This is a genomic window from Streptomyces cyaneochromogenes (assembly GCF_003963535.1).
In the GTDB taxonomy this organism is placed as follows: Bacteria; Actinomycetota; Actinomycetes; order Streptomycetales; family Streptomycetaceae; genus Streptomyces; species Streptomyces shaanxiensis.
In genome coordinates, this window is the sequence record NZ_CP034539.1 from 2,992,970 (window position 1) to 3,015,213 (window position 22,244).

The window sequence follows — 22,244 nt, forward strand, 5'->3', positions numbered from 1 at the left end:
GGACAAGCCCCTGGGCGACTTCCTGCGGCTCTCTACGGCTTCCTCGCGCCCCTGGCTACGCCTGGCCGGTCTCGAAGCGGGAGATCCTGCCGTCGTCCTCGACCTCGAAGTGCCACCGGGTGCGCATCTCGCCCCAGGCGTCGTTGCGGTAGGAGGCGATGAGGTCGCGGCCGCGGTTCGACTCGTTGTCGACCTCCATATGACCGTTGGAGGTGAAGATCTCCCGGTCGATCCAGTCGGCGAGGTCGCGGTCGGTGCCGTCGTCCGCCATGGTCGCGCCGGGCGCGAGGATGCTCAGGAAGGCCTCGCGGTCATGGGCGTTGACGGCGGTGACGAAGGCGCGGACGGCCGGGTCGCTGAGTTTGGACGTCTGAATCGTCATACCGGCAGCCTCACATCGCCCCCGCCGGCCCGCCACCCGAACGGCGGCGAGTGGAGGCCGAGCGGGTGTCGGGGATGCGACGGTGGACACGCGGGAGGGGATTCGTTCCTGCTGTCTGCTCCGGGAGTCGCTGTGAGTGCTGTGAGTGCTTTCGACCGACGTGATCTGGGTCTGCTGTTGCTCCGGCTGGGTGCCGGCGGGGTGCTGGCCGCGCACGGCACGCAGAAGCTGTTCGGCTGGTTCGGCGGACACGGCCTCCACGGGACCGGCCAGTTCATGGAGTCCGTCGGCTACCGGCCGGGCAAGGCGAGCGCCGCGGCGGCGGGCCTCGCGGAGACCGGTGGCGGCACGCTGCTGGCGCTGGGTCTGGCGACGCCCGCGGCGGGTGCGGCGGCGGCCGGGGCGATGGCGGGTGCGTCCGCGGTGCACGCCCCGAACGGCTTCTTCAACCAGGGCGGCGGCTACGAGTACGCGGCCACCCTCGGCCTCGCCGCGACCGGCCTCGCGATCGCGGGCCCGGGCCGGCTCTCCCTCGACCACGCCCTCCGCCATGTCGTCGACCGCGGCTGGATGGTGCCCACGGCACTCGCGGCGACGGCGGCGGTGACGGCGCTGGTGGTGGGGGCGCGGAACAGGAGGCTGGACCGCCCGGAGAAGGAGGAGGGAGCGGCCGGGTTCGACGGTCAGGAGGCCTTGTTCGGGGAGTAGGCGGCCTCTTCCGCGGGGGCGGACGCCCCTGTGCCAAGCTGCCCGCATGACTGATCAGGCCACCCCTCCCGAGACCTCCACCGACCTCTGGTCCGCCATCGACGCCCTGTGGACCTGGCTTGAGACGGACCAGCCGATCGGCGGCAGGGAGGGCGTGCTGCTGCGCATGCTGAAGCTGTCCGAGGAGGTCGGCGAGGTCGCCGAGGCGGTGATCGGGGCGACGGGGCAGAACCCGCGCAAGGGGGTCACCCACACCTGGGACGACGTACAGGGCGAACTGTGCGATGTGGTCATCACCGCACTGGTCGCCCTGCGCACGCTGACGCCCGACGCCCGGGAGGTCTTCGACCGCCATCTGACCCGGGTGACGGAGAGGTCCTTGGGCTCGCCTTCCTAGGCACACCTTGCGAGACACGGTGCGGGAGCGCCCCTTTTTTGGGGCGCGGGGAACTGCGCGACAAGCCACGACGCCCCCGCAGACGCCCGACGACATGTCACGGCACTCACAGCGGAGCGCCCGGCGTCAGCCGCAACACCGTCCCCTCCCCATTCGCCGACAACAGCAGCGAACCGTCCGCCCCCACCGCCAACCCCGCGAACCGCCGAGCCATCCCCGGCATCCCGTTGGCGAACAGGTCGGGCTCGGCACGCGGCACCACCCCCGGCGGCGCCCCGACCGGCAGGTCCTCCGCGTCGGTGCGGGACTCCCCCGTCGTCAGGGACACCACCCGCAGCCGACGCGCCCCGCTCTCCACCGTGAACAGCTCGTCGCCGAGGACCGCGACCCCCTGCGGCGCGTCGAGCCCGTCCACGACAACCGTCGCCGACCCGTCCGCCTCGATCCGCAGCACCGCGCCGAGCCCCTCGTCGCTGACGTAACAGCGCCCGTCGGCGTCGAAGGCGACGTCCACGGGCCGGTCGAGCCCGTTGTCGGCGAGCACGCTGACGGTGTCGTCCTCGTCGACGGCCACCACCCGCCCCGCGTCCGACTCGGCGACGACGAGCGAGCCGTCCGGCGCGACCGTGATGCCGAGGGGCCGGCGCAGCCCGCCGGCCCGTTCCCGCGTGGTCCCGGTCCCGGGGTCGTACGTCTGGACCTGCCCGAACTGCGAGGTGATGTGCAGGAGTTCGCCGTCGGCCACGATGCCGTGCGAGAAGTGCAGCAGGGAGTGGGTGGTGACGCCGCCCTCCGGTGAGGGCTCGGGGCGGGCCACGCGGTAGTGGTCGGCGGCGTACACCGTGCCGCCGAGGTCGACGGTCACGCCGTACGGTCCGTCGAGTCCGCGCGGCACGATCTCGCGGGTGCGTCCGTCGGGGTGCATCTCGGTGACGCCGCCGCTGGAGTAGCTGGAGACGAACATGCGGTTCTCGGTGTCGAAGGCCGCGTTGTCGAGCCCGACGACCCCGCTGGTGACCAGGGTCCGCGACCCGCTGCCGTGCAGGTCGATGCGGGTGACGATGCCTTCGGGGCCGCGGGAGAGCACATGCAGCACCCCGCCCTGGTCGAACCGCACGGCGACCGGCTGGTGGACGTCGTCCGCGACCACCTCGGGCGCGCCCCCGTCCGGCGGGATCCGCCATACCTGGCCGGTGAGCAGGGGGTTCGCCCCGCTCATCATGTGCGGGTAGTACAGGTGGCCGTCCGGCCCGAGCTGCATCGCGTTGCCGAGGGCGAGCCCCTGGGTGAGGACCACGGGTTCGCCGCCGTCGGGGAAGAGCTCCATCAGCCGGCCGTCCGGCTTCATCTCGTTCACGAACAGCCGGTCGCCGACGCAGGTGATGCCGTTGGGGTTGTCCACATCGCCGGAGACGAGCGTGTACTTCCCCTGCGGGCTGCGCCGCCACACTCGCCCCGGCACCAGGTCGGCGATGTACATCGAGCCGTCCGCGCCGAAGGCGAGGTCGTCCGGCGACTGCACGGGGCTGTCCATCGGTACGACGACCTCGACGTCGCCGGTGGCCGGGTCGACGGCGCTGATCTGCCCGGCGAGGAACTGGGCGACGTACAGCCGCCCGTCCGGTCCGAACGCCACACCGTTGGACCCCCACAGCCGGCTGGGCGGATTGAGCCGCTCGATCGCCCAACGGGCGCTGGTGGCATGCCGCTTGCCGGTGCTGTCGTACCTGCTCGGTTCCCTGCCCGTCACGCCCCTCACCCCTCGCTCTCCGCCAGCACCTCGCGCATGCCGCCCTCGGAGCGCCAGCGCCGCAGCAGCTCGTGGAAGGCGACCGGTCCGTCGCCGTACGACTCGCTGCGCTCCCTCGGACTGCCCTCGTTGTTGTAGTAGCCGGGCGTGCACTCGGCCTGGAACTTGTAGAGGTCGGCGGCCTTCTGACGGATCGTCGTCACCCAGGCGTCCTGCGCCTCGGCGGTCGGCTCGACGTACCGGGCCTCGCGCTTGCGGGCCTCCGCGACGACCTCGGCGACGTGCGTGGCCTGTTCGTCGAGGATGTGGACGTAGTTGACGGAGGCGGCGTTCTGCATCGAGCCGAGCAGGAAGAGGTTGGGGAAGCCGCGGGCGGTGAAGCCGTGCAGCGTCTTGAGCCCCTCGGTCATCCAGGTCTCCAGCAGCCCGGCGCCGCCCCGCCCGTACACGGGGAGCTTCCCGGACAGCACGCCCGAGCGGCCGACGTCGAACCCGGTGGCGAAGACGATGCAGTCGACCTCGTACTCCGTCCCGCCCACCACGACGGCGTTCTCGGTGATGCACTCGACGCCGTGGGTGTCGGCGGTGTCGACGAGGGTGACGCCCGGCCGGTTGAAGGTCTGGAGGTAGGTGTCGCTGAACGTGGGCCGCTTGCACATGTAGCGGTACCAGGGCTTGAGCTTCTCGGCGGTCTCCGGGTCCTCGACGACCGTCTCGACGCGGGTGCGCAGCTCGTTCATCTTCTGGAAGTCGGCGATCTCGTAGGCGAGTTCGCGCTCCTCGGTCGGCACGTCCGCGTAGGCGTTGGTCGGGATGAGCTTCTCCTGGAGCCGGGCGCTGGACGTCCAGGCGTCGTTCACCAGGTCCTCGTCCTGCCGGACGCCGGTGACGACCTTGAGGAAGTTCTCCCTACGGCGCCGCTGCCACCCGGGCCGCAGCGACTTCGCCCACTCCGGGTCGGTGGGCCGGTTGCCGCGTACGTCGACGGAGGACGGGGTGCGCTGGAAGACGTACACCCGCGCCGCGTCGGCCCCGAGGTGCGGTACGACCTGGATGGCGGTGGCGCCGGTGCCGATCAGGGCGACCCGCTTGTCGGTGAGGCCGGTGAGGCCGCCGGTCGCGTCGCCGCCGGTGTAGGCGTAGTCCCAGCGGCTGGTGTGGAAGGTGTGCCCGCGGAAGGTCTCGATGCCGGGGATGCCGGGGAGCTTGGCCTGGCTGAGGGTGCCCGTGGAGACGACGACGTAGCGGGCGCGGACGCGGTCGCCGCGGTCGGTGGCGACCTCCCACTCCGACTGCTCGTCGTCCCAGCGCAGTTCGGTGACCTGCGTCTGGAAGCAGGACTGGTCGTAGAGGCCGAAGTGGCGGGCGATGGCCCGGGCGTGCTCGCGGATCTCCTCGCCGGGCGCGTACTTCCACTCGGGGACGTAGCCGAGCTCTTCGAGCAGCGGGAGGTAGATGTACGACTCGATGTCGCAGTGGATGCCCGGGTAGCGGTTCCAGTACCAGGTGCCGCCGAAGTCGCCGCCCTTCTCGATGACCCGGATCTCCTGCACACCGGCCTGCCGCAGCCGCGCCCCGGCGAGCAGCCCGCCGAACCCGCCGCCGACGACCACGGCCTCGACCCGGTCGAGCAGGGGCTCGCGGGTGAACTCCCGGTCGGCGTACGGGTCTTCGTCGTACGCGCCGAACTCACCGGCGAGGTGCCGGTACTGCCCACTGCCGTCGGGGCGGATCCGGCGGTCGCGCTCGGCGCGGTACTTGGCGCGGAGGGCTTCGAGGTCGAAGTCCAGGTCCTGCGGCTCCGGCATGGGCGTGTTCTCCTCGGTCGTGGGGCCGGCCGGGGGGAGGGCCGGGACAGGGGAAGTCGAGGGCCAGTGAAGCGAAGCGGGCTGACAGCTGCCGGACATATCCCGGACACGTGATCAATGTGAGCCAGGACACAAATGGGTGCAAGTGGCTTACGGCCGGGACCGGCCACTGCGGACCTACGACCGTGCGGCCCGGCCCAGCCAGTAGCCGAAGCCCCGCCGGGTGTGGATGAGGGCGGCCTGCTCGGCGTTCACCTTGCGGCGCAGGCGCGAGACGAGCCGGTCGATCGCGCCGTCGGTCGGCGGGTCGTCCCAGACGTGCCGCCCGATCTGCTCCTTGGACAGCACGCGTTCGGCGTTGACCAGCAGACAGCGCAGCAGGCGGTACTCCGCGGGCGTGAGCTCGATGGTGCGCTCGCCGCGGCGGGCCCGGCGGGTGGCGTCGTCCAGTACGAGGTCGCCGTAGCGCAGCGCGCCGTCCCATCCGGCGGGCTCCCCGACACGCACCAACTGGCGTGCGCGGGCCAGGACTTCGGCGACTCTGCCCGGAGCTCCGCCCGCCTGCCCGTCCGCGCCGGGGCCGCCCCCGGGGAGGCTGCCCAGGAACTCGCCGGTCCCGGTGAGCAGCAGGACGGCCGGGCGGTCGGGGGCGAGAAGGCGGCGGCTGTGCCGGAGCGCCTCGGTGTCCGGCAGCGTCACATCGAGGATGACCAGATCGAACCGGCGCTCGGTGAGCAGTGCCGTGGCCTCGGTGCCGCGGTCCACCGCGACGGTCCGGTAGCCGGCGAGCTCCAGCAGCGCGGAGAGCGGCTCGCTGGTGCGGGGGTCGCCGAGGACGAGCAGGACGTCCGGTACCGCGTCGGTCGACGGCGGTTTCGGCATGCGGCCACTTTACCTGCGGGGTGCGGCAGGGGAATGAGTGCCGATCAGGTCGCGTTCGTCGGCGCCTCACGTCCAGGGTGTGGCGACGAGCCGGATCCTGGCGTCGCCGCCGACGAGGCGGGCGGTGGTGCCGGGCAGCGGGATGTGGGCGACCCAGCGGCCGGGGGCGGGGTCCTCGTCGGAGCGGGGCGATCCGGCGACGCGGTGGTCGCGGACGGCGCCTTCGATCTCCGAGTTCCAGGTGGCCCAGATGCCGGGGCCGGCCTCGGGTGTGCCGACGTCGATGACGAGGGTGTCGGAGAAGTCGGCGGTCTGCTCCAGGTGGTCGCCGAGACCGAGGATGCCGCCCCGCTCGCGCAGGGAGATGAGCCGCAGATCGAGGACGAACCGCATGGGTTCGTCCGCGAGGGACCGCAGGCCGCTGTTGAGGAAGGTGGTGGCCAGCGAGACCGACGCCTCCTGCCCGGCCGGGCGCCCGTCGAGCTGGATGGGGCACCAGTGCGCCGCGAGCCGCTCGTGCATCACGACGGGCAGCCCGCGCACCGACAGCCGGGCCTCGGCCTGCCATACGACGTCGTCGTCATCGGGCAGCCGGTAGTCGACCAGCGAGGCCTCGATCCGGGTGTCGCCGAACAGGAACCGCCGCAGGTTCTGGTAGCCCTCCTCGGAGTTGACCATGCCGTAGCGCCCGCTGTGGCTGCGGTGCACGAAGGCCCGGTGCGCGCCCGGCACATACGCGTTCTCGATCTGCACGAGCCCGTCGCTGTGCGGCCCGACGGCGGCCGAGGACAGCCCGAAGGCGACGTCGTAGTCGGTCGGGTTGGTCCCCACCAGGCAGAAGATCCGCTCGACGGGCAGCGTTCCCGGCCCCTGCGGCATCTCCCGGGCGTCCCAGCCCCTGGGCGGGCCGCCGGGATCCAGCTCGGCCTGCGGGGTGAGGTACTCGTACATCCGCCGAGGCCCGAAGATGTCCGCGCCCTGGATGCCGAACGTGTCCCGCATCTTCTCCAGCAGCCCGCCCCCGATGTCGAAGGAGATGCCGCCGTGCGGGGTGCCGTAGGTGAAGAACTTCGCGACGCATCCGGCGTCACGGCCCCGGTCGGGCAGGACCTTCTGCAGCAGGGACCGGCAGACCAGGCCGCCCATCGAGTGAGCCACGAGGATCACGGCGGGCGCGCGGGTCTTCGCGCACAGCCGGTCGATGAGGTCGAGCAGGTCTTCGGCCGCCCTCTCCAGCCGGTACTCCTGGGGTCGGCCGCCCCAGGTGGTCGCGGAGCGGTCGTAGAAGCGGTGGATCCAGACGGTGTTGGCGGGAATCTCCGCGTGGTCGGCGAGATAGGCCTCCTGGTTGCCCTTCACGAGCAGCTCGTAGCCCTCCTCGCGCAGCAGACGCAGCAGCGGGCTCTCGAACTGGTGGAAGAGCGGCTGGTTGTGCGCGCCGACGCGGACGTGCGTGGAGCCCTCGTTGAAGCCGTAGAAGGGGTCGTCCACAGCCTTGTCGATTCCCCGGGTTCCGCCGGCGAAGCCGCGGACGTAGACGATGGGGAGCCTGCGGTTGTCGTCCACGCCTTGCCTCCGAGAGTCCGGGGTCCACACCTCCTGGGTAGATGAACCCCGGAACTTCGGCCTCCAGGAATAGCCCGTACCGGTGACGGGCGGGCGGGGGGCGCGGGGCGGCGCCGTCACCCGTGGGGAGCAGGTCGCCTGGTCGTGCGGGCCGGGGCCGTGCCGTACTGGAGGTTCACGAGGGAAGCGACGGAGGCCCGGATGTCCGCGCGGCAGAGGAACAATCTCGCGTCGTGGCGCGAGCTGCCGCTGACCGTCGTCGCCCGGCTGCGGACGCAGCTCACCAAGGAGCAACGCCGTGCCATGGTCGATGACGACGGCCGACGGCAGGCTGTGCTCGACGGAGTGGAAGGGCATCTCCAGGAAGCCGAGGAAGCGTGCCTGAAGGGATCGAGGTTCCGACCCCGATCCGGAACCCTGGAACGCACCTGGTCGAACATCCGCGCCGCGGAGACCGACCTGCTCTCCCTCGCCTCCGACGACGACCTCCGGGCGAAAATCCCCGAGGTTCTGGGCGCCGTACGCCGGAATCTGCCCGAGGACAGTCCTCAACGAAAGGCCGTCGAGGAGATCGCCGCGAAGGTCGACAGCGGTACGGCGCCCCTTACGGATCAGGACCGGAGCACGCTGGTCAGATCCGTCACCTTCGCCTACGCGGCGGTGGACAGCAGATACCGCCGCGTGCGCCTCATGGCGGACCTGGTCTGGATCGTCACCGGGGCGGCGACACTGGGGCTCGTCGTGCTCGCGTTCTGGGGACTGGCCGACGAGCAGTCTCTGGACATGTGCTTTCGCCCTCAGCCGCCCGGCAACAGGGTGGTCTGCCCCACCGGCGAACATGAAGTCCCTCCCGACGGTTCGCCCCCGTGGGCGCAGGCGCCTGCCGTCACCGAGATCGTCACGAGCGAGTACTCCGACAGGATGGACGTGCTGACCGTGGAGTGCGCGGGACTCATCGGCGCGGCCTTGACCGTGGTCACGGCGGTGCACCGGATCCACGCGAACCACGCCACGATTTACCAGTTCCGCCTGCCGCTGGCCGTGGCCGTCCTGAAGTTCCCCGTGGGCGCGCTGTCCGCGGTCGCTGGAATTCTGCTGATCAAGGGTGCCTTCGTACCCGGCCTGAGCAACCTCGACAGCTCCGCCCAGATCATCGGCTGGTCCATCGTCTTCGGAGCGGCCCAGCACCTGGTCACCCACATCGTCGACCAGCGCGCGGAGGAGGCGTTGAGCGGCGTACGGAAACCGCCGTAGCGGCACGCGCGAAAATCCCGCGACGGACCGGCCGCCCCGTCCCGTAGAGCAGACGGCAGACAGACGTCTGCGGGGAGGGGAACAGCACGTGGCAGGGCACGGAGTGAGAGCCGCAAAGGGTACGGCGGCCGCGATCGCGGCGATGGTCGCGCTGACCGCCTCACAGGCACCGGGAGCGGTCCCGGCGCGCGCCTCGGCGCCGGCACCGAGGCAGACCCCCGCCGAGGACGGACCGAGCGTCTCCGGCGACACCCCTTACCGCACCGAACTGCCGCCGCTGCGGACCGGCAAGCCCGACGGCGACGAGGCACCGGCGCAGACGCACGCCGCGCTGCCGGCCAGCGTGTTCGCCGCGTACCGGCGAGCGGCGGAGCGGCTCTCCCGGGAGGCGCCCGGCTGCCGGCTGCGGTGGCAGTTGCTGGCGGCGATCGGGCAGGTGGAGTCCGGGCAGGCGCGGGGCGGCCGGGTGACGTCGGACGGTACGACCGTGACGCCGATCCTCGGCCCGCGACTGGACGGCGTGGCGTTCGCGCTGATCCGGGACACCGACGGCGGCGCCCACGACGGGGACGGGGCGTACGACCGGGCGGTCGGGCCGATGCAGTTCATCCCGTCGACCTGGGCGCGCTGGGGCGCGGACGGCAACGGCGACGGACGCAGGGACCCGAACAACGTCTTCGACGCGGCTCTCGCCGCCGGACGGTATCTGTGCGCGGGCGGGCGGGATCTGTCCGTCCCGGCAGAGCTGGACCGGGCGATCCTCGGCTACAACCACTCGACGGCCTATCTGCGCACGGTGCGGGCCTGGTACGCGTACTTCCTCGAGGGGCACCGGGTGGTGCCGGACGGCTCCGCCGGTTCCGCCGCCCGCCCCGAGCCGTCGCGGACGCCCTCGAAGCCTGAGAAGGCCTCACCGACTCACCCCTCCACCCCTCCGAGCGCCACCCCGTCCCGCCCACCGTCGCCCCCCGCCTCACCGACCCCCACCGCCCCGTCCCGTCCGGCCACCGACCCCGAGGAGACCGAGAATCCACAACTCCCCCTCCCCTCCCCCGACATCGAGCCCCCCACCGACGACCTGCTGCCCAGCGGCGCCCCACTCACCAGTAACGGGGCGGACTCGATGACCGCTTCCCCCTCCACAACCGCCGATACTCGGCGGTAATGTCGCCACCCGCCGGACAGCACCAGGCCGGTGGGTGAGCGCGAAGGGGCCCTCATGGCGACGGACATGCCTGCGGACATGCCCGCAGAGTCAGCTGCGGAGATGGACGCCGTCGACGAGCGTTGGGAGCGCATGTGGAGCCACCGTGAGCACTTGCTCAAGGTGGCGCGGCGCAGGTCGATGAGTGCGGAGGACGCCGAGGACGCGGTGCACGAGGCGATGCTGCGCGCCGCCGAGCGCCCCGACCTGGACGACGAGCGGCTCGCGGCCTGGCTGACGACGGTGACGATGCGGATCTGCGTCGACCGCTACCGGCAGGTCAACCGTGAGGCACAGGTGCACACCAGCCCGACCCTCATCGCCCCCGGCCCCGTGCCCGTCGAGGAGGCGGTGTGCGACCGGGCCGAGGCGAAGTGGCTGGCGGTGCGCAGCGGCGAGCTGCCCGCGCGGCAGGCCGAGGCGCTGCGGCTGAAGTCGGAGGACCTCGACGTCGGGCAGGTCGCCGTCCGGATGGGCCTCAGCTACCGGACCGTCGAGTCGCTGCTGGCCCGGGCCCGGCGGACGCTGCGGCAGTCGCTGGCGGCCACGCTCGGATTCGCGCTGTTCCTGATCGGGTGGGGACGGCCGAGGCCGGCCGGCAAGACCCCGGCCATGATGGTGGCCTCGACGGCGGCGACCTTGGCCGTGGCCGGGTTCGTGCTGCCGTACGCCATGGACGGCGGTGACGGCGGAGGCGGTACGGCTCCTCAGCCCGTCGTCGCCTCGCCGGACGCGGAGGCGCTGCGGCCGGAGGGCGACGACGGCGGCCGTACCGACGGGGGGAACCGGCCCACGGCCACGGCGGCCGAGCGGAGGGCGACCGGGTCGCCGTCCGGGGAATCGTTCCTGCCGCTGTCCGTGCCGTCCCTGCCGCCCGTCCCGGAGGTATCGGTGTCCCCGCTGCCGAAACTGTCCGCGCCGGAGGTCCCGCAGGTGCCCGAGCTGCCCGAGGTCCCGGACCTGCCGGTCACGCCCTCCACCGTTCCGACGGACACGGCACTCCCGTCGGTCCCGGACGCCCCCACGGCTGTCCCGTCCGCCTCGCTCCCCGTGCCGACGGCGACCCCGCTGCCGTAACTCCGGACATACAGCCGTAAACCGACGCTGAAACATCGCCCGGAAACCCGCTCGAAAAAAATCCGCCATCCGAGCGACGGACGCCCGCCCCCTCCCCGTAGAGCAGATGTCAGAGCTGCTCCACAGGCTGAAGGGCGGACCGGATGGGTGTCGAGATCTGCGTGGAAGGGCTGACCAAGTCCTTCGGTCACCAGGTCATCTGGCAGGACGTCTCACTGACACTGCCCGCCGGGGAGGTCTCGGTCATGCTCGGCCCCTCGGGCACGGGCAAGTCGGTGTTCCTCAAGACGCTCGTCGGGCTGCTGAAGCCGGAGCGGGGCTCGATCACGATCCAGGGCCGGGACATCACCAAGCTCCGCGAACACGACCTGTACGAGGTGCGGAAGCTGTTCGGCGTGCTGTTCCAGGACGGCGCGCTGTTCGGCTCGATGAACCTGTACGACAACATCGCCTTCCCGCTGCGCGAGCACACCCGTAAGTCCGAGAGCGAGATCCGGCGCATCGTGCTGGAGAAGATGGACATGGTCGGGCTGATCGGCGCCGAGGGGAAGCTGCCCGGCGAGATCTCCGGCGGCATGCGCAAGCGGGCGGGACTGGCCCGGGCCCTGGTGCTCGACCCGGAGATCATCCTGTTCGACGAGCCCGACTCGGGCCTCGACCCGGTCCGCGTCGCCTATCTCAACCAGCTCATCGTCGACCTCAACGCCCAGATCGACGCGACCTTCCTGATCGTCACGCACGACATCGCCTCGGCCCGCCAGGTGCCGGACAACATCGGGCTGCTGTTCCGCCGCGAGCTGGTGATGTTCGGCCCGCGTGAGGAGCTGCTGACCAGCAACGAGCCCGTCGTTCGGCAGTTCCTGAACGGCCGGATGCAGGGCCCGATCGGCATGGCGGAGGAGAAGGACGCCGCACAGGTCGAGCAGGAGCTCGCCGCGCTCGGCGACAGCGACGGCAAGGGCACACAGACTCCCGGCAGCCAGGCCTTGACTCCCCGCCTGCTGCCGGGGCCAGGCATCCCCCGACCACCGCGCTGGGAGGCGATCGCCCGGCGCGAGGCCGCACTGCACCGGACGACGGTGGCGAGCGCATGAGCCTGTCACCGATCGGAGCGCTGCGGCACTCGGGAAGCCTCTTCGCGATGGCGCTGGACGTCATCCGCACCATCCCCCGACGCCCCTTCCAGGCAAGGGAGTTCATCCAGCAGGCGTGGTTCATCGCGAGCGTCACGATCCTGCCGACGGCCCTGGTCTCCATCCCCTTCGGCGCGGTCATCGCCCTGCAGATCGGCAGCCTGACCCGGCAGCTCGGCGCCCAGTCCTTCTCCGGCGCCGCCTCCGTGCTGGCCGTGCTGCGCGAGGCCTCGCCGATCGTCACCGCGCTGCTGATCGCGGGCGCGGGCGGCACGGCGATCTGCGCCGACCTGGGCGCCCGGAAGATCCGCGACGAGATCGACGCGATGCAGGTGCTCGGCATCGACCCCATCCACCGCCTCGTCGTCCCGCGCGTGCTGGCGTCGATGCTGGTGGCGGTACTGCTCAACGGGCTGGTGTCGGTGGTCGGCGTGGCGGGCGGCTATTTCTTCAACGTCGTCCTGCAGAACGGCACTCCGGGCGCCTACCTCGCTTCCTTCACCACCCTCGCCCAGCTCTCCGACCTGTGGGCGGCTGAGATCAAGGCGCTGGTCTTCGGGGCCATCGCGGCGATCGTCGCCTCGTACAAGGGGCTGACCGCGAAGGGCGGACCGAAGGGTGTGGGCGACGCGGTGAACCAGTCGGTGGTGATCACCTTCATGTTGCTGTTCGTCACCAACTTCGTGATGACCGCGGTGTACTTCCAGGTCGTCCCGCAGAGGGGTTAAGGGATTCAGCCGATGAGACTTCTCGACCGCCCGCTGCGCTCCCTCGAAGCGCTGGGCACCCAACTCTCCTTCTACGGCCGATCGTTGGCGTGGACCGGCCGCACCCTGCGCCGCTACAAGAAGGAGATCCTGCGACTGCTCGCCGAGGTGAGCTTCGGCCGGGGCGCGCTCGCGGTGGTGGGCGGCACGGTCGGCGTGATCGCCTTCCTGTCCTTCTTCACCGGCACCGAGGTCGGCCTCCAGGGCTACGCGGCCCTCAACCAGCTCGGCACCTCCAACTTCGTCGCGTTCCTCTCGGCGTACTTCAACACCCGGGAGATCGCCCCGCTGGTGGCCGGGCTCGCACTGTCCGCGACCGTCGGCGCCGGGTTCACGGCCCAGCTGGGCGCGATGCGGATCAGCGAGGAGACCGACGCGCTCGAAGTGATGGGCGTGCCCTCGTTGCCGTTCCTGGTGACGACGAGGATGATCGCCGGGTTCGTCGCGGTGATCCCGCTGTACGTGATCGGCCTGCTGTCCTCGTACCTCGCCGCCCGCACCATCACCACCGGCTACTACGGGCAGTCGGCCGGCACCTACGACCACTACTTCCAGCAGTACCTGCCCCCGGTCGACGTGCTGTGGTCCTTCGGCAAGGTGCTCGTCTTCGCCGTCCTGATCATCCTGGTGCACTGCTTCTACGGCTACTACGCGAGCGGCGGCCCGGCGGGGGTCGGCGTAGCCGTGGGCCGTGCGGTGCGGACGTCGATCGTGGCGATCAACGTCCTGGACTTCTTCCTGTCGCTCGCGATCTGGGGCGCCAACACGACCGTACGGATAGCGGGGTGAGCCGCCGTATGAGGGTTCTGAGACTGCGTTTGTACGGCGTCGTGTTCATCGCCGTACTCGCACTGCTGCTGGGCCTGTCCGTCGCCGTCTACCAGCAGGCGTTCACGCCGGTCGTGCGGATCACGCTGGAGGCCGACAGCCTCGGCAACCAACTGGACCCGCGCGCCGACGTCAAACTGCGCGGCCTGCTGGTCGGCGAGGTGCGCGAGGTGCACGCGGACGGGACGAAGGCGCGGCTCGACATCGCGCTCAAGCCGGAGCACGTCGCGCACATCCCGTCGGACGTGCACGCGCGGCTGCTGCCCAAGACGCTGTTCGGCGAGAAGTACGTCGATCTGGTGCCGCCCGCCGGCGCCGGGGCCTCCTCGGCCCGCCCGATCCGCGCCGGGGACGTCATCACCCAGGACCGCACCCGCGTCGGCATCGAGGTGCAGCAGCTGCTGAACGACCTGCTGCCCCTGCTGCGCACGGTCCAGCCCGGCAAGCTCAACGCCACCCTCTCCGCGATGGCCACCGCCCTGGAAGGCCGCGGTGACCGGATCGGCGACAACCTCACGCGCCTGGAGGCCTACCTGAGCCGCCTCAACCCCCACCTTCCGACCCTCACCGAGAACATCGCCCGCTTCGCCGAGGTAGCCGAGATCTACGGCGACGCCGCGCCCGACCTGCTGCAGATCCTGCGCAACACCGTCACCACCAGCCGCACGATCGTCGAGCAGGAGGACCGCTTGGCAGCGGCACTGAAGACCACGGCGACCGTCGCGGGCACGACGGAGGACTTCCTGGACGCGAACGGCGGCCGGCTGATCACCCTCGGCCGGGTCTCCCGCCCGACACTGGAGCTGTTCGCCCGCTACTCCCCCGAGTACCCGTGCCTGATGGCCGGTCTCGTCCGGCAGGAGAAGGCCTCGGAGGAGGCGTTCCGGGGCGGAAAGATGCACATCACGCTGGAGGTCGTACAGCCGCAAGGGGCGTACGAGCCGGGCGAGGAGCCACGCTACGCCGAGCGGTCGGGCCCCAACTGCCGTGATCTGCCGGGTCCTCCGGTGCCGGCGCCCGGCGCCCACCTCAACGACGGTTCGAAGTCCGGCGGTTCAGCCGGGGGCTCCTCCGCGGGCGGCCCGCTGGGCGTCTCCTCGACCCTGGCCGAGCAGCGGGCGGTCGGCTCGCTCGTGGCCCCGGTCATGGGCGTGCCCGCCGACGAGGTGCCGCCGGTGACGACGCTGCTGTTCGGGCCGCTTGTGCGCGGGACGGCGGTGAGTGTGGCATGAGCCGTACGAAGGCCAAGGGCGCCCGGCAGACGACCGCCCCGCTCATCAAGTTCGGCCTCTTCGCGCTGGTGACCATCACGGCTACGGCACTGCTCGCGGCCACCATCGTGAACATCTCCTTCAGCCCGAAGGACACCTACCGCGCGGTGTTCAGCGACGTCACCGGCCTGGAGGAGGGCGACGACATCCGGGTGGCCGGAGTGCGGGTCGGCGAGGTCGAGGGCATCCGGATCAAGGACCGGACACTGGCCGAGGTCACCTTCACCGTCAGCCGGGAACGGCCGCTGCTCACCGGCACGGGCGCGGTCATCCGGTACCGCAACCTGGTCGGCCAGCGGTACGTCGCGCTGACGGAGGGCGCGAGCAACGGGACCGAGCTGCGCCCCGGCGCGACGATCCCGCTCTCCCGCACGCAACCGGCGCTGGACCTCAACGCCCTGCTCAACGGCTTCAAGCCGCTGTTCGCCGCGCTCAGCCCGAAGGACGTCAACCAGCTCGCCACCGAGATCATCCGCACCCTCCAGGGCGAGGGCGGCACGGTGAACAGCCTGCTCGTGCACACGGCGTCCCTCACCTCGACACTGGCCGGCCGCGACGAGCTGATCGGCTCGGTGATCGACAACCTCAACACGGTTCTGGCGACCCTGGACCAGCGCGGCGCCCGTTTCTCCGGCCTGCTCAAGCAGCTGCGCCGGGTCATCTCGGGCCTGTCCGCGGACCGCAAGCCCATCGGGGAGTCGCTGGTGAGCATCGGCGACCTGACCGAGGCCACCTCGGGCCTGCTTCAGGACGCACGCCCGGCGCTCAAGGACGACATCGCCGAGCTGACCGAGCTCACCGGAACGCTGAACGACAACGAGGAGACCGTGGAGGGCGTGCTGAAGCGGCTGCCGAACAAGCTCAACGAGCTGACGGGGACGGCGTCCTACGGCTCGTGGTTCAACTTCTACCTGTGTGACTTCGACGGACGGATCGTGCTGCCGAAGACGGAGTCGACGTCCCAGCAGGTGCTCACACCCGACCTGCACGTGGCGAGGGCGAGGTGCGGGGCATGAGCCGTAAGCATCGTCCGGAGCCGATGTTCAGGGTGCGGGTGGAGCCGCCGAGGCTGCCACGCGTACGTCTGCCGAAGGTACGGCTCCTGCCGCGCCGCAAGCCCCGCCGACAGCCGCTGATCAAGGTGCGGGTCGAGTGGCCGAAGCTGCCGAAGATACGCCTGCGCCGCCCGCATCTCGGCCCGTTCCGGGAGCGCAACCCCGTCGTCATCGGCGCCGTCGGACTCACCGTCCTGGCGCTGCTGACCGCGGCGGCGTTCAACGCCGACCGCCTGCCGGTGATCGGCGACGGCGAGACGTACAGCGCGGCCTTCGCGGAGGCGGGCGGCCTCAAGCCGGGCGACGAGGTGCGGATCGCCGGTGTCAAGGTCGGCAAGGTCGAGGAGGTCGACCTGGACGGCGACCACGTCAAGGTCACCTTCAAGATCAAGGGCGAGCCGGCCTTCGGCACGGACACCGGTGCGTCGATCCGGGTCAAGACGATCCTCGGCTCGAAGTACCTGGCCCTGCACCCCAAGGGCAAGGGCCAGTTGGCGCCCGGCACCGAGATCCCGCTGAAGCGCACGGTCCCCGCGTACGACGTCGTACAGGCTTTCAGCGACCTCACGACGACGACGGAGGAAGTCGACACCGACCGAGTGGCGAGGGCCCTGGACACCATCTCCACCACCTTCGAGGACTCCCCCTCGGAGGTACGGGCCTCCATCAAGGGCCTGTCGCAGATCTCCCGCACGGTGGCCTCCCGCGACAAGGCCCTGCGCGAGCTGCTCGACCACGCGAACGGCGTCACTGACGTCCTGGCCGACCGCTCGGCGGACTTCACCGCCCTGGTCAGGGACGGCGACAAGCTGTTCCAGGAGATCAGCAGGCGGCGCGAGGCGATCCACAACCTGCTGAAGAGCTCCGCCGCACTGGGCGTCCAGCTCTCCGGCCTGGTCCAGGACAACGAGAAGGAGATCGGGCCGGCGCTCAAGGGCCTGAACCGCGTGGTGGAGATGCTCGAACGGAACCAATCCAGCCTGGACAGGAGCATCAAGCTCATGGCGCCGTACGTACGGCTCTTCACCAACACCCTCGGCAACGGCCGCTGGTTCGACTCGTACGTGCAGAACCTGGTCGCCGCTCCGGTGGAGCCACGGACGGGAGGGGCGCAGTGAGCAACCGTTGGAAGAAGCGCCTGGCCCTGTTGACCGCACTGGCCCTCGTCGCCGCGATCGGCTACATCCTGTGGCCGCGCCCGGAGCCGGTCCGCGTCACGGCGTACTTCCCGCGCACGGTCGGCATCTACCCGGGCTCGGACGTCCGCGTCCTCGGCGTCCGGATCGGCGAGGTCAAGGCGATCACGCCGGAGGGCGGCCGGGTGCGGGTGGAGCTGGAGTACGACGCGGACCGAAAGGTCCCGGCGGACGCACAGGCGGCCATCATCAACTCCTCGGTGGTCAGCGACCGTTACGTGCAGCTGCTGCCGGTGTACCGGGGCGACGGCCCGGTACTGCGGAACGGCGACGAGATCCCCGAGTCACGCACGGCCGTACCCGTCGAACTGGACCGCATCTTCGACAGCCTCCACACCACGGCGGAGGCGCTCGGCCCGGACGGCGCCAACAAGGACGGGGCACTGTCCCGGCTGCTCGGCGTGAGCGCCGACAACCTCGACGGCCAGGGCGCGAACCTCCACCAGACGGTCGAGGACCTCTCGGCGGCGGTCACCACCCTCTCCGACGGCCGCACCGACCTGTTCGGCACGATCCGCAACCTCCAGGTGTTCACGGCGGCACTGGCGGCCGACGACAAGAGCGTTCGGTCGTTCAACAGCAACCTCGCAAAGGTCGCCGAGCAGTTGGCGGGCGAGCGCGAGGACCTGGCGGCGGCACTGAAGAACCTCGGAACGGCGCTCGGCGACGTCTCCGACTTCGTGAAGAGGAACAAGAAGTCGCTGACCTCGAACGTGGAGGGCCTCAGCAAGGTCACCAAGGTCCTGGTCACCCAACGGGCCGCGCTGGAGGAGCTGTTGGAAGTCGCCCCGACCGGCATGTCGAACCTGAACAACGCCTACAACCCGTCGTCAGGCACCCTCGACACCCGCAACAACGCCGACCAGGCCCAGGATCCGGCATCGCTGCTGTGCTCGCTGCTCAGGACGACGGGAGACGAGGGCGGCAAGAACCCGGACTGCGGCGAGCTGAGGGAGCTGTTCGACTCCCTGCCGGAGGTGCCGCACGGCGGCGGTACGGCGGTCACCGGCACGGTCGATCGGACGCTCGGCGGGATTCTGGGGGCGCGCGCATGAGCATGCTGCGCAAGGGCGGGGCGGTCGCCTGGGCCGCCGTCGGCTGCATGGTGCTGTCCGGCTGCGAGTTCAACGGCTGGTACGACGTCCAGCTGCCCGGCGGCGCCGCCTCGGACGGCAACGCGTACCACGTCACCGTCGAGTTCCGTGACGTACTGGACCTGGTGCCGCAGTCGGCGGTGAAGGTCAACCACGTCACCGTCGGCGCGGTCGAGAAGGTGGAACTGGACGGCTGGCACGCGCGCGTGCACCTCCGTGTCGCCGACTCGGTGAAGCTGCCGGCGAACGCGATCGCCGAGCTACGGCAGACCAGCATGCTGGGCGAGAAGTACGTGTCGCTGTCGAAGCCGACGGGGACGGAACCGGTCGGCCGTCTCGCCGACGGCGATGTGATCCCCCTGTCCCGCAGCGGCCGCAACCCGGAGATCGAGGAGGTGCTGTCCGCGCTGTCGGCCCTGCTCAACGGCGGCGGGGTGGCCCAGCTGAAGACGATCACCGTGGAGCTGAACAAGGCGCTGGAGGGCCGTGAGAACAGGGTCAGATCACTGCTGACGGAGCTGGACACGTTCCTGGGCGGCCTGGACAAGCAGAAGGCCGACATCGTCCGGGCACTGAAGGCCGTGGACCGACTCGCCGAGCGACTCAGCGGCGAGAAGGAGACCATCGCCAAGGCCGTGGACACCATGCCGCCGGCCCTGAAGGTGCTGGCCGATCAACGCCGCGACCTGACGAAGATGCTGACGGCGCTGTCGAAACTCGGCACGACGGGCACCAGGGTGGTCAACGCCTCGCACGACGACACGGTCGCCAACCTGAGGCAGTTGCGCCCGATCCTGCAACAGCTCAACAAGGCGGGCGACGACTTGCCGAATTCTCTTGAGTTGCTGACGACTTATCCATTCCCCCGCAACGCGGTGGACGCGATCAAGGGTGACTACGTCAACCTGCACATCACGGCGGACCTGGACCTGGCCGGCATCTACGGCAACTTGACGGAGAAGCCGGGCGAGGGTGACGGCAAGGGCGACAGCCAGGACCCCACGCTCCCCGACACCCCCGACCTGCCGGACGTACCGGATCTCCCGGAGCTCCCAGGCGTGCCGAGTGCGCCGGGTGTGCCGACGCCCACGGCGCTCCCGAACGGCCCGAGCGCGCCGTCGTCGCCTTCGGCGCCGTCAGGGGAGGGCGGCGACGTGCTGTGCCCGCCGGTGTGCACGGCCGCCTACGGAACGAGCGGGTACGGCACAAACGGCTACGGCACCGGGGCCGACTGGCCGTCCGGAGTCAATGTGGAATTGGCCGAGCTGATGCTGAAGGGAGTCCAGCCGTGATCACACGCACGGTCAAGGTCCAGCTGCTCGCCTTCGCCACCATCACGGCCGTAGGCGTGTCGTACGTGGGCGCCGAGTACACGGGCCTGGTGGACGACGTCCTGGACCGCGGCTACACGGTACGGGCGGACTTCGCCGACTCCGGCGGCGTCTTCCCCGGCGCGGAGGTGACGTACCGCGGGGTGCCGGTGGGAAAGGTGGGCGCGCTGCGCCTGACGGGCCGCGACGGCGTTTCCGTCACCCTCGACATCGAGGACGGGGCACCGCGCATCCCGGCGAACACCCTGGCGGTGGTGGCGAACCGCTCGGCGATCGGAGAGCAATACGTCGACCTGCAACCGCGCACGACCAAGGGCCCGTATCTACTGGACGGCAGCACGATCCCGCGAGCGAGCACCCGCGTACCACTGCCGACGACGGACCTGGTCCTCAGCCTCGACCGCCTGGTGAACTCGGTCGGCAAGAAGGACCTGCGGGTGACCGTGGACGAGCTGGACAAGGCGTTCGCGGGAACCGGCCCGAACCTGAGCCGCCTGGTGGACTCCGGGAACGGCCTGATCGAGTCGGCGTCGGAGGCACTGCCGGAGACGATCGAGCTGATCGAGGACTCGCGGACGGTCTTGAAGACGCAGGCGGACCGGGGTTCGTCGATCAAGTCGTTCGCGCGTGATCTGGCGTTGCTTTCGGCCCAGTTGAAGAAGAGCGACGGGGACCTGCGCAAGCTGATCGGCAACGCGAGACCGGCGGCGCAGGAGGTGAACTCGCTGCTGAAGTCGGCGGGACCGGAGTTGTCGGTCCTGCTGGCGAACCTGATCAGCGGCGGCCAGGTGACGCTGGCGAGGCTGCCCGGCGTGGAGCAGGCGTTGGTCACCTTCCCGGTGATGGTGGCGGGTAGCTACACGGTCGTACCGGGCGACGGCACCACGCACTTCGGCATGGTCCTGAACGCCGACGACCCGCCGGCCTGCAGGCAGGGCTACGGCACGACCCGCCGCGACCCGGCGGACACGAGAACGCGCGAGGCGAATACGGCGGCTCGCTGCACGTTGCCACGGGGCAGCGAGTCGTCGGTGCGGGGGGCGCAGAACGCTCCGGGCGCGTCGCGCGCGTATGGCGGCGCGAACCAGGCCGCATACGTCACCCCATACGACCCGGAGACCGGCACGACGGTCGCTCCGGACGGCAGGAACGTCGAGATCGGCTCGACGGGCGGCCAGCAGGCCGTGTTCGGAAAGGAGTCGTGGCAATGGCTGCTCGTTGGCCCGATGGCATGAGGCGCACGATGACCTCAAGGGCAATGACGGTGGGGCTGATAGCGGCGACGGTCCTCACCACCGCACTGACGGTCTGGCTGGCCCTGGGCATGTACGCCCACCGAGAGGCGGACCAGCGCCGCCAGGACATCCTGGCCGCGGCCCGCCAGTCAGCCCTGAACTTCACGTCCCTCGACTACCGCCACTACGACCGCGACAGCGCGAACGTCCTGGCAGGCGCGACCGGCGACTTCAAGAAACAGTTCGCGGCCCAGACGAAGCAGCTGACGGATCTGGTGGACCAGAACAAGTCGGTCTCGGAAGGCCAGGTCCTGGAGGCGGGCATCGTCCGCTCCGACGACAACTCTGCCCGCGTGCTGGTGGTGGCGGACAGCAAGGTGACGAACACGGCGGTGCCGCAGGGGGAGGCGCGCACGTATCGCCTGCAACTGGACCTGGTCCATCGGGACGGCCGCTGGCTGACGTCGAACGTCGAATTCGTCGGCTGACAAGCACCACCACTGAGGAGTACGACCATGCCGAAGACGACGACCGCCGGCGGCCCCGGCACGAGCACCCGCCGCACGCTGACGGCGGCGGCCCGCGCAGCAGCCAAGCGCGCGGAACGCGGCACCGCTTCCGTGCCGGCAACCGAGGAGGAGTCCGGGTCCCCTGCCAGCGCCGAGCGCCCGCTCGCAGGCCGCACCGTACTGATCGACGCCCCGAAGAACGGCTGGCAGGACCCACCGGAGCCGTCACCGGAGGCGTTCGAGGAGGAGGATGCGCGGGAGGAGGGAAGCAAGCGGAGCACGCCCAGCCGCCGAGGTCTGCTCACGGCCCTGCTCGGCGTCCTGCTCGTGGCGGGCCTGGTGGCGGCTGCCGTACTGGGCTGGCAGTACTGGGACGCCCGACGAACGGAAACCGCCCGCACCGAGGCGGTCGCGGCGGCGCAGAAGGCGGCCCCGATCGTCCTGTCGTACGACTACCGCCGCCTGGACAAGGACTTCGCGGCGGCCCGCACCCACCTGACCGGCGACTTCCGCGACGAGTACGGCAAGACCACGAAGACGGTGGTCGGCCCGACGGCCCAGAAGTACCGGGGAGTGGTCAAGGCGACGGTCGCCGCCCCTGCCTCCGGCGGAGCTCCGGCGGCCTCCGTCGTCTCGGCGTCCCCGGACAAGGTCGTGGTGCTGTTGTTCGTCAATCAGGTCACTGAGAGCACGCAGGTTTCGGGGGCTCGGGTGGATCTGAACCGGGTGCGGCTGACGATGTCCACGACGGACGCGGGCTGGAAGGTAAGCGCGGTGGATGCCCTCTGAAGAGGGGC

The 22,244-nt window shown here is 70.7% G+C and carries 21 protein-coding genes; 16 read left to right on the top strand and 5 right to left on the bottom strand.

Features of this window, described 5'->3' with window-relative positions:
* Positions 1–55: 55 nt before the first annotated feature.
* Entirely contained in the window at positions 56–382 is a 327-nt protein-coding gene (locus tag EJ357_RS13325) for a nuclear transport factor 2 family protein (RefSeq protein ID WP_126391824.1), read from the bottom strand.
* A 141-nt stretch (positions 383–523) separates the two neighbouring features.
* Here EJ357_RS13325 and EJ357_RS13330 point away from each other — a divergent pair, with 141 nt between their 5' ends.
* On the top strand, positions 524–1,090 hold the full coding sequence (locus EJ357_RS13330; RefSeq protein ID WP_126399429.1) for a DoxX family protein: 567 nt from the start codon (positions 524–526) through the stop codon (positions 1,088–1,090).
* A 46-nt stretch (positions 1,091–1,136) separates the two neighbouring features.
* Positions 1,137–1,487, top strand: a complete 351-nt coding sequence (locus EJ357_RS13335; RefSeq protein ID WP_126391825.1) for a MazG-like family protein — start codon at positions 1,137–1,139, stop codon at positions 1,485–1,487.
* A gap of 106 nt (positions 1,488–1,593) precedes the next feature.
* On the opposite strand, the gene EJ357_RS13340 is transcribed toward EJ357_RS13335, so the two are convergent.
* The 4 genes from EJ357_RS13340 to EJ357_RS13355 form a co-directional block, all read right to left on the bottom strand.
* Positions 1,594–3,237, bottom strand: coding sequence for an SMP-30/gluconolactonase/LRE family protein (locus tag EJ357_RS13340; protein ID WP_228473043.1), 1,644 nt, complete (start codon positions 3,235–3,237; stop codon positions 1,594–1,596).
* Positions 3,238–3,242: 5 nt separating this feature from the next.
* Complete coding sequence (locus EJ357_RS13345; RefSeq protein ID WP_126391826.1) at positions 3,243–5,045, bottom strand: flavin-containing monooxygenase; 1,803 nt, start codon at positions 5,043–5,045, stop codon at positions 3,243–3,245.
* 177 nt (positions 5,046–5,222) lie between these two features.
* Entirely contained in the window at positions 5,223–5,927 is a 705-nt protein-coding gene (locus EJ357_RS13350; protein ID WP_126391827.1) for a response regulator transcription factor, read from the bottom strand.
* Positions 5,928–5,993: 66 nt separating this feature from the next.
* Positions 5,994–7,493, bottom strand: coding sequence for an esterase/lipase family protein (locus EJ357_RS13355; protein ID WP_126391828.1), 1,500 nt, complete (start codon positions 7,491–7,493; stop codon positions 5,994–5,996).
* Positions 7,494–7,694: 201 nt separating this feature from the next.
* On the opposite strand from EJ357_RS13355, the gene EJ357_RS13360 reads away from it, so the two are divergent.
* The 14 genes from EJ357_RS13360 to EJ357_RS13425 all read left to right on the top strand — a co-directional run bounded on the left by EJ357_RS13360 (position 7,695) and on the right by EJ357_RS13425 (position 22,236).
* On the top strand, positions 7,695–8,747 hold the full coding sequence (locus tag EJ357_RS13360; RefSeq protein ID WP_126391829.1) for a hypothetical protein: 1,053 nt from the start codon (positions 7,695–7,697) through the stop codon (positions 8,745–8,747).
* A 142-nt stretch (positions 8,748–8,889) separates the two neighbouring features.
* On the top strand, positions 8,890–9,912 hold the full coding sequence (locus EJ357_RS13365) for a lytic transglycosylase domain-containing protein (protein WP_126399433.1): 1,023 nt from the start codon (positions 8,890–8,892) through the stop codon (positions 9,910–9,912).
* 54 nt (positions 9,913–9,966) lie between these two features.
* On the top strand, positions 9,967–11,028 hold the full coding sequence (locus EJ357_RS13370; RefSeq protein WP_126391830.1) for an RNA polymerase sigma factor: 1,062 nt from the start codon (positions 9,967–9,969) through the stop codon (positions 11,026–11,028).
* A 143-nt stretch (positions 11,029–11,171) separates the two neighbouring features.
* Positions 11,172–12,122, top strand: a complete 951-nt coding sequence (locus tag EJ357_RS13375) for an ABC transporter ATP-binding protein (protein ID WP_126391831.1) — start codon at positions 11,172–11,174, stop codon at positions 12,120–12,122.
* Entirely contained in the window at positions 12,119–12,889 is a 771-nt protein-coding gene (locus EJ357_RS13380) for an MlaE family ABC transporter permease (protein WP_126391832.1), read from the top strand. The genes EJ357_RS13375 and EJ357_RS13380 overlap by 4 nt, the downstream gene beginning before the upstream one ends.
* A 12-nt stretch (positions 12,890–12,901) precedes the next feature.
* The gene (locus EJ357_RS13385; RefSeq protein WP_048584423.1) at positions 12,902–13,717 is read left to right on the top strand and encodes an MlaE family ABC transporter permease; all 816 of its coding nucleotides are present in this window, start codon (positions 12,902–12,904) and stop codon (positions 13,715–13,717) included.
* An 8-nt stretch (positions 13,718–13,725) separates the two neighbouring features.
* Positions 13,726–14,988, top strand: a complete 1,263-nt coding sequence (locus EJ357_RS13390; RefSeq protein ID WP_126391833.1) for an MCE family protein — start codon at positions 13,726–13,728, stop codon at positions 14,986–14,988.
* Positions 14,985–16,043, top strand: coding sequence for an MCE family protein (locus EJ357_RS13395; protein ID WP_126391834.1), 1,059 nt, complete (start codon positions 14,985–14,987; stop codon positions 16,041–16,043). Before EJ357_RS13390 ends, EJ357_RS13395 begins: the two co-directional genes overlap by 4 nt.
* Positions 16,040–17,200, top strand: a complete 1,161-nt coding sequence (locus EJ357_RS13400; protein ID WP_228473044.1) for an MCE family protein — start codon at positions 16,040–16,042, stop codon at positions 17,198–17,200. Before EJ357_RS13395 ends, EJ357_RS13400 begins: the two co-directional genes overlap by 4 nt.
* Positions 17,197–18,333 carry an MCE family protein gene (locus EJ357_RS13405; RefSeq protein ID WP_228473045.1) on the top strand — a complete coding sequence of 379 codons (1,137 nt, stop codon included), beginning with the start codon at positions 17,197–17,199 and terminating at the stop codon, positions 18,331–18,333. The genes EJ357_RS13400 and EJ357_RS13405 overlap by 4 nt, the downstream gene beginning before the upstream one ends.
* Positions 18,330–19,664, top strand: coding sequence for an MCE family protein (locus tag EJ357_RS13410; protein ID WP_126391835.1), 1,335 nt, complete (start codon positions 18,330–18,332; stop codon positions 19,662–19,664). The genes EJ357_RS13405 and EJ357_RS13410 overlap by 4 nt, the downstream gene beginning before the upstream one ends.
* The gene (locus tag EJ357_RS13415) at positions 19,661–20,938 is read left to right on the top strand and encodes an MCE family protein (protein WP_126391836.1); all 1,278 of its coding nucleotides are present in this window, start codon (positions 19,661–19,663) and stop codon (positions 20,936–20,938) included. Before EJ357_RS13410 ends, EJ357_RS13415 begins: the two co-directional genes overlap by 4 nt.
* Before the next feature lie 8 nt (positions 20,939–20,946).
* Entirely contained in the window at positions 20,947–21,426 is a 480-nt protein-coding gene (locus EJ357_RS13420; RefSeq protein ID WP_228473046.1) for a hypothetical protein, read from the top strand.
* Positions 21,427–21,453: 27 nt separating this feature from the next.
* Positions 21,454–22,236: a hypothetical protein gene (locus EJ357_RS13425; RefSeq protein WP_126391837.1), complete on the top strand. Its 783-nt coding sequence runs from the start codon at positions 21,454–21,456 to the stop codon at positions 22,234–22,236.
* Positions 22,237–22,244: the final 8 nt, after the last annotated feature.

Excerpts from the sequence above, each read along its gene's own strand:
- EJ357_RS13325 (WP_126391824.1), bottom strand. The coding sequence starts at position 382 with ATGACGATTCAGACGTCCAAACTCAGCGACCCGGCCGTCCGCGCCTTC.
- EJ357_RS13335 (WP_126391825.1), top strand. The coding sequence starts at position 1,137 with ATGACTGATCAGGCCACCCCTCCCGAGACCTCCACCGACCTCTGGTCC.
- EJ357_RS13345 (WP_126391826.1), bottom strand. The coding sequence starts at position 5,045 with ATGCCGGAGCCGCAGGACCTGGACTTCGACCTCGAAGCCCTCCGCGCC.
- EJ357_RS13350 (WP_126391827.1), bottom strand. The coding sequence starts at position 5,927 with ATGCCGAAACCGCCGTCGACCGACGCGGTACCGGACGTCCTGCTCGTC.
- EJ357_RS13360 (WP_126391829.1), top strand. The coding sequence starts at position 7,695 with ATGTCCGCGCGGCAGAGGAACAATCTCGCGTCGTGGCGCGAGCTGCCG.
- EJ357_RS13365 (WP_126399433.1), top strand. The coding sequence starts at position 8,890 with ATGGTCGCGCTGACCGCCTCACAGGCACCGGGAGCGGTCCCGGCGCGC.
- EJ357_RS13370 (WP_126391830.1), top strand. The coding sequence starts at position 9,967 with ATGGCGACGGACATGCCTGCGGACATGCCCGCAGAGTCAGCTGCGGAG.
- EJ357_RS13375 (WP_126391831.1), top strand. The coding sequence starts at position 11,172 with ATGGGTGTCGAGATCTGCGTGGAAGGGCTGACCAAGTCCTTCGGTCAC.
- EJ357_RS13380 (WP_126391832.1), top strand. The coding sequence starts at position 12,119 with ATGAGCCTGTCACCGATCGGAGCGCTGCGGCACTCGGGAAGCCTCTTC.
- EJ357_RS13385 (WP_048584423.1), top strand. The coding sequence starts at position 12,902 with ATGAGACTTCTCGACCGCCCGCTGCGCTCCCTCGAAGCGCTGGGCACC.
- EJ357_RS13390 (WP_126391833.1), top strand. The coding sequence starts at position 13,726 with ATGAGGGTTCTGAGACTGCGTTTGTACGGCGTCGTGTTCATCGCCGTA.
- EJ357_RS13395 (WP_126391834.1), top strand. The coding sequence starts at position 14,985 with ATGAGCCGTACGAAGGCCAAGGGCGCCCGGCAGACGACCGCCCCGCTC.
- EJ357_RS13400 (WP_228473044.1), top strand. The coding sequence starts at position 16,040 with ATGAGCCGTAAGCATCGTCCGGAGCCGATGTTCAGGGTGCGGGTGGAG.
- EJ357_RS13410 (WP_126391835.1), top strand. The coding sequence starts at position 18,330 with ATGAGCATGCTGCGCAAGGGCGGGGCGGTCGCCTGGGCCGCCGTCGGC.
- EJ357_RS13420 (WP_228473046.1), top strand. The coding sequence starts at position 20,947 with ATGACCTCAAGGGCAATGACGGTGGGGCTGATAGCGGCGACGGTCCTC.
- EJ357_RS13425 (WP_126391837.1), top strand. The coding sequence starts at position 21,454 with ATGCCGAAGACGACGACCGCCGGCGGCCCCGGCACGAGCACCCGCCGC.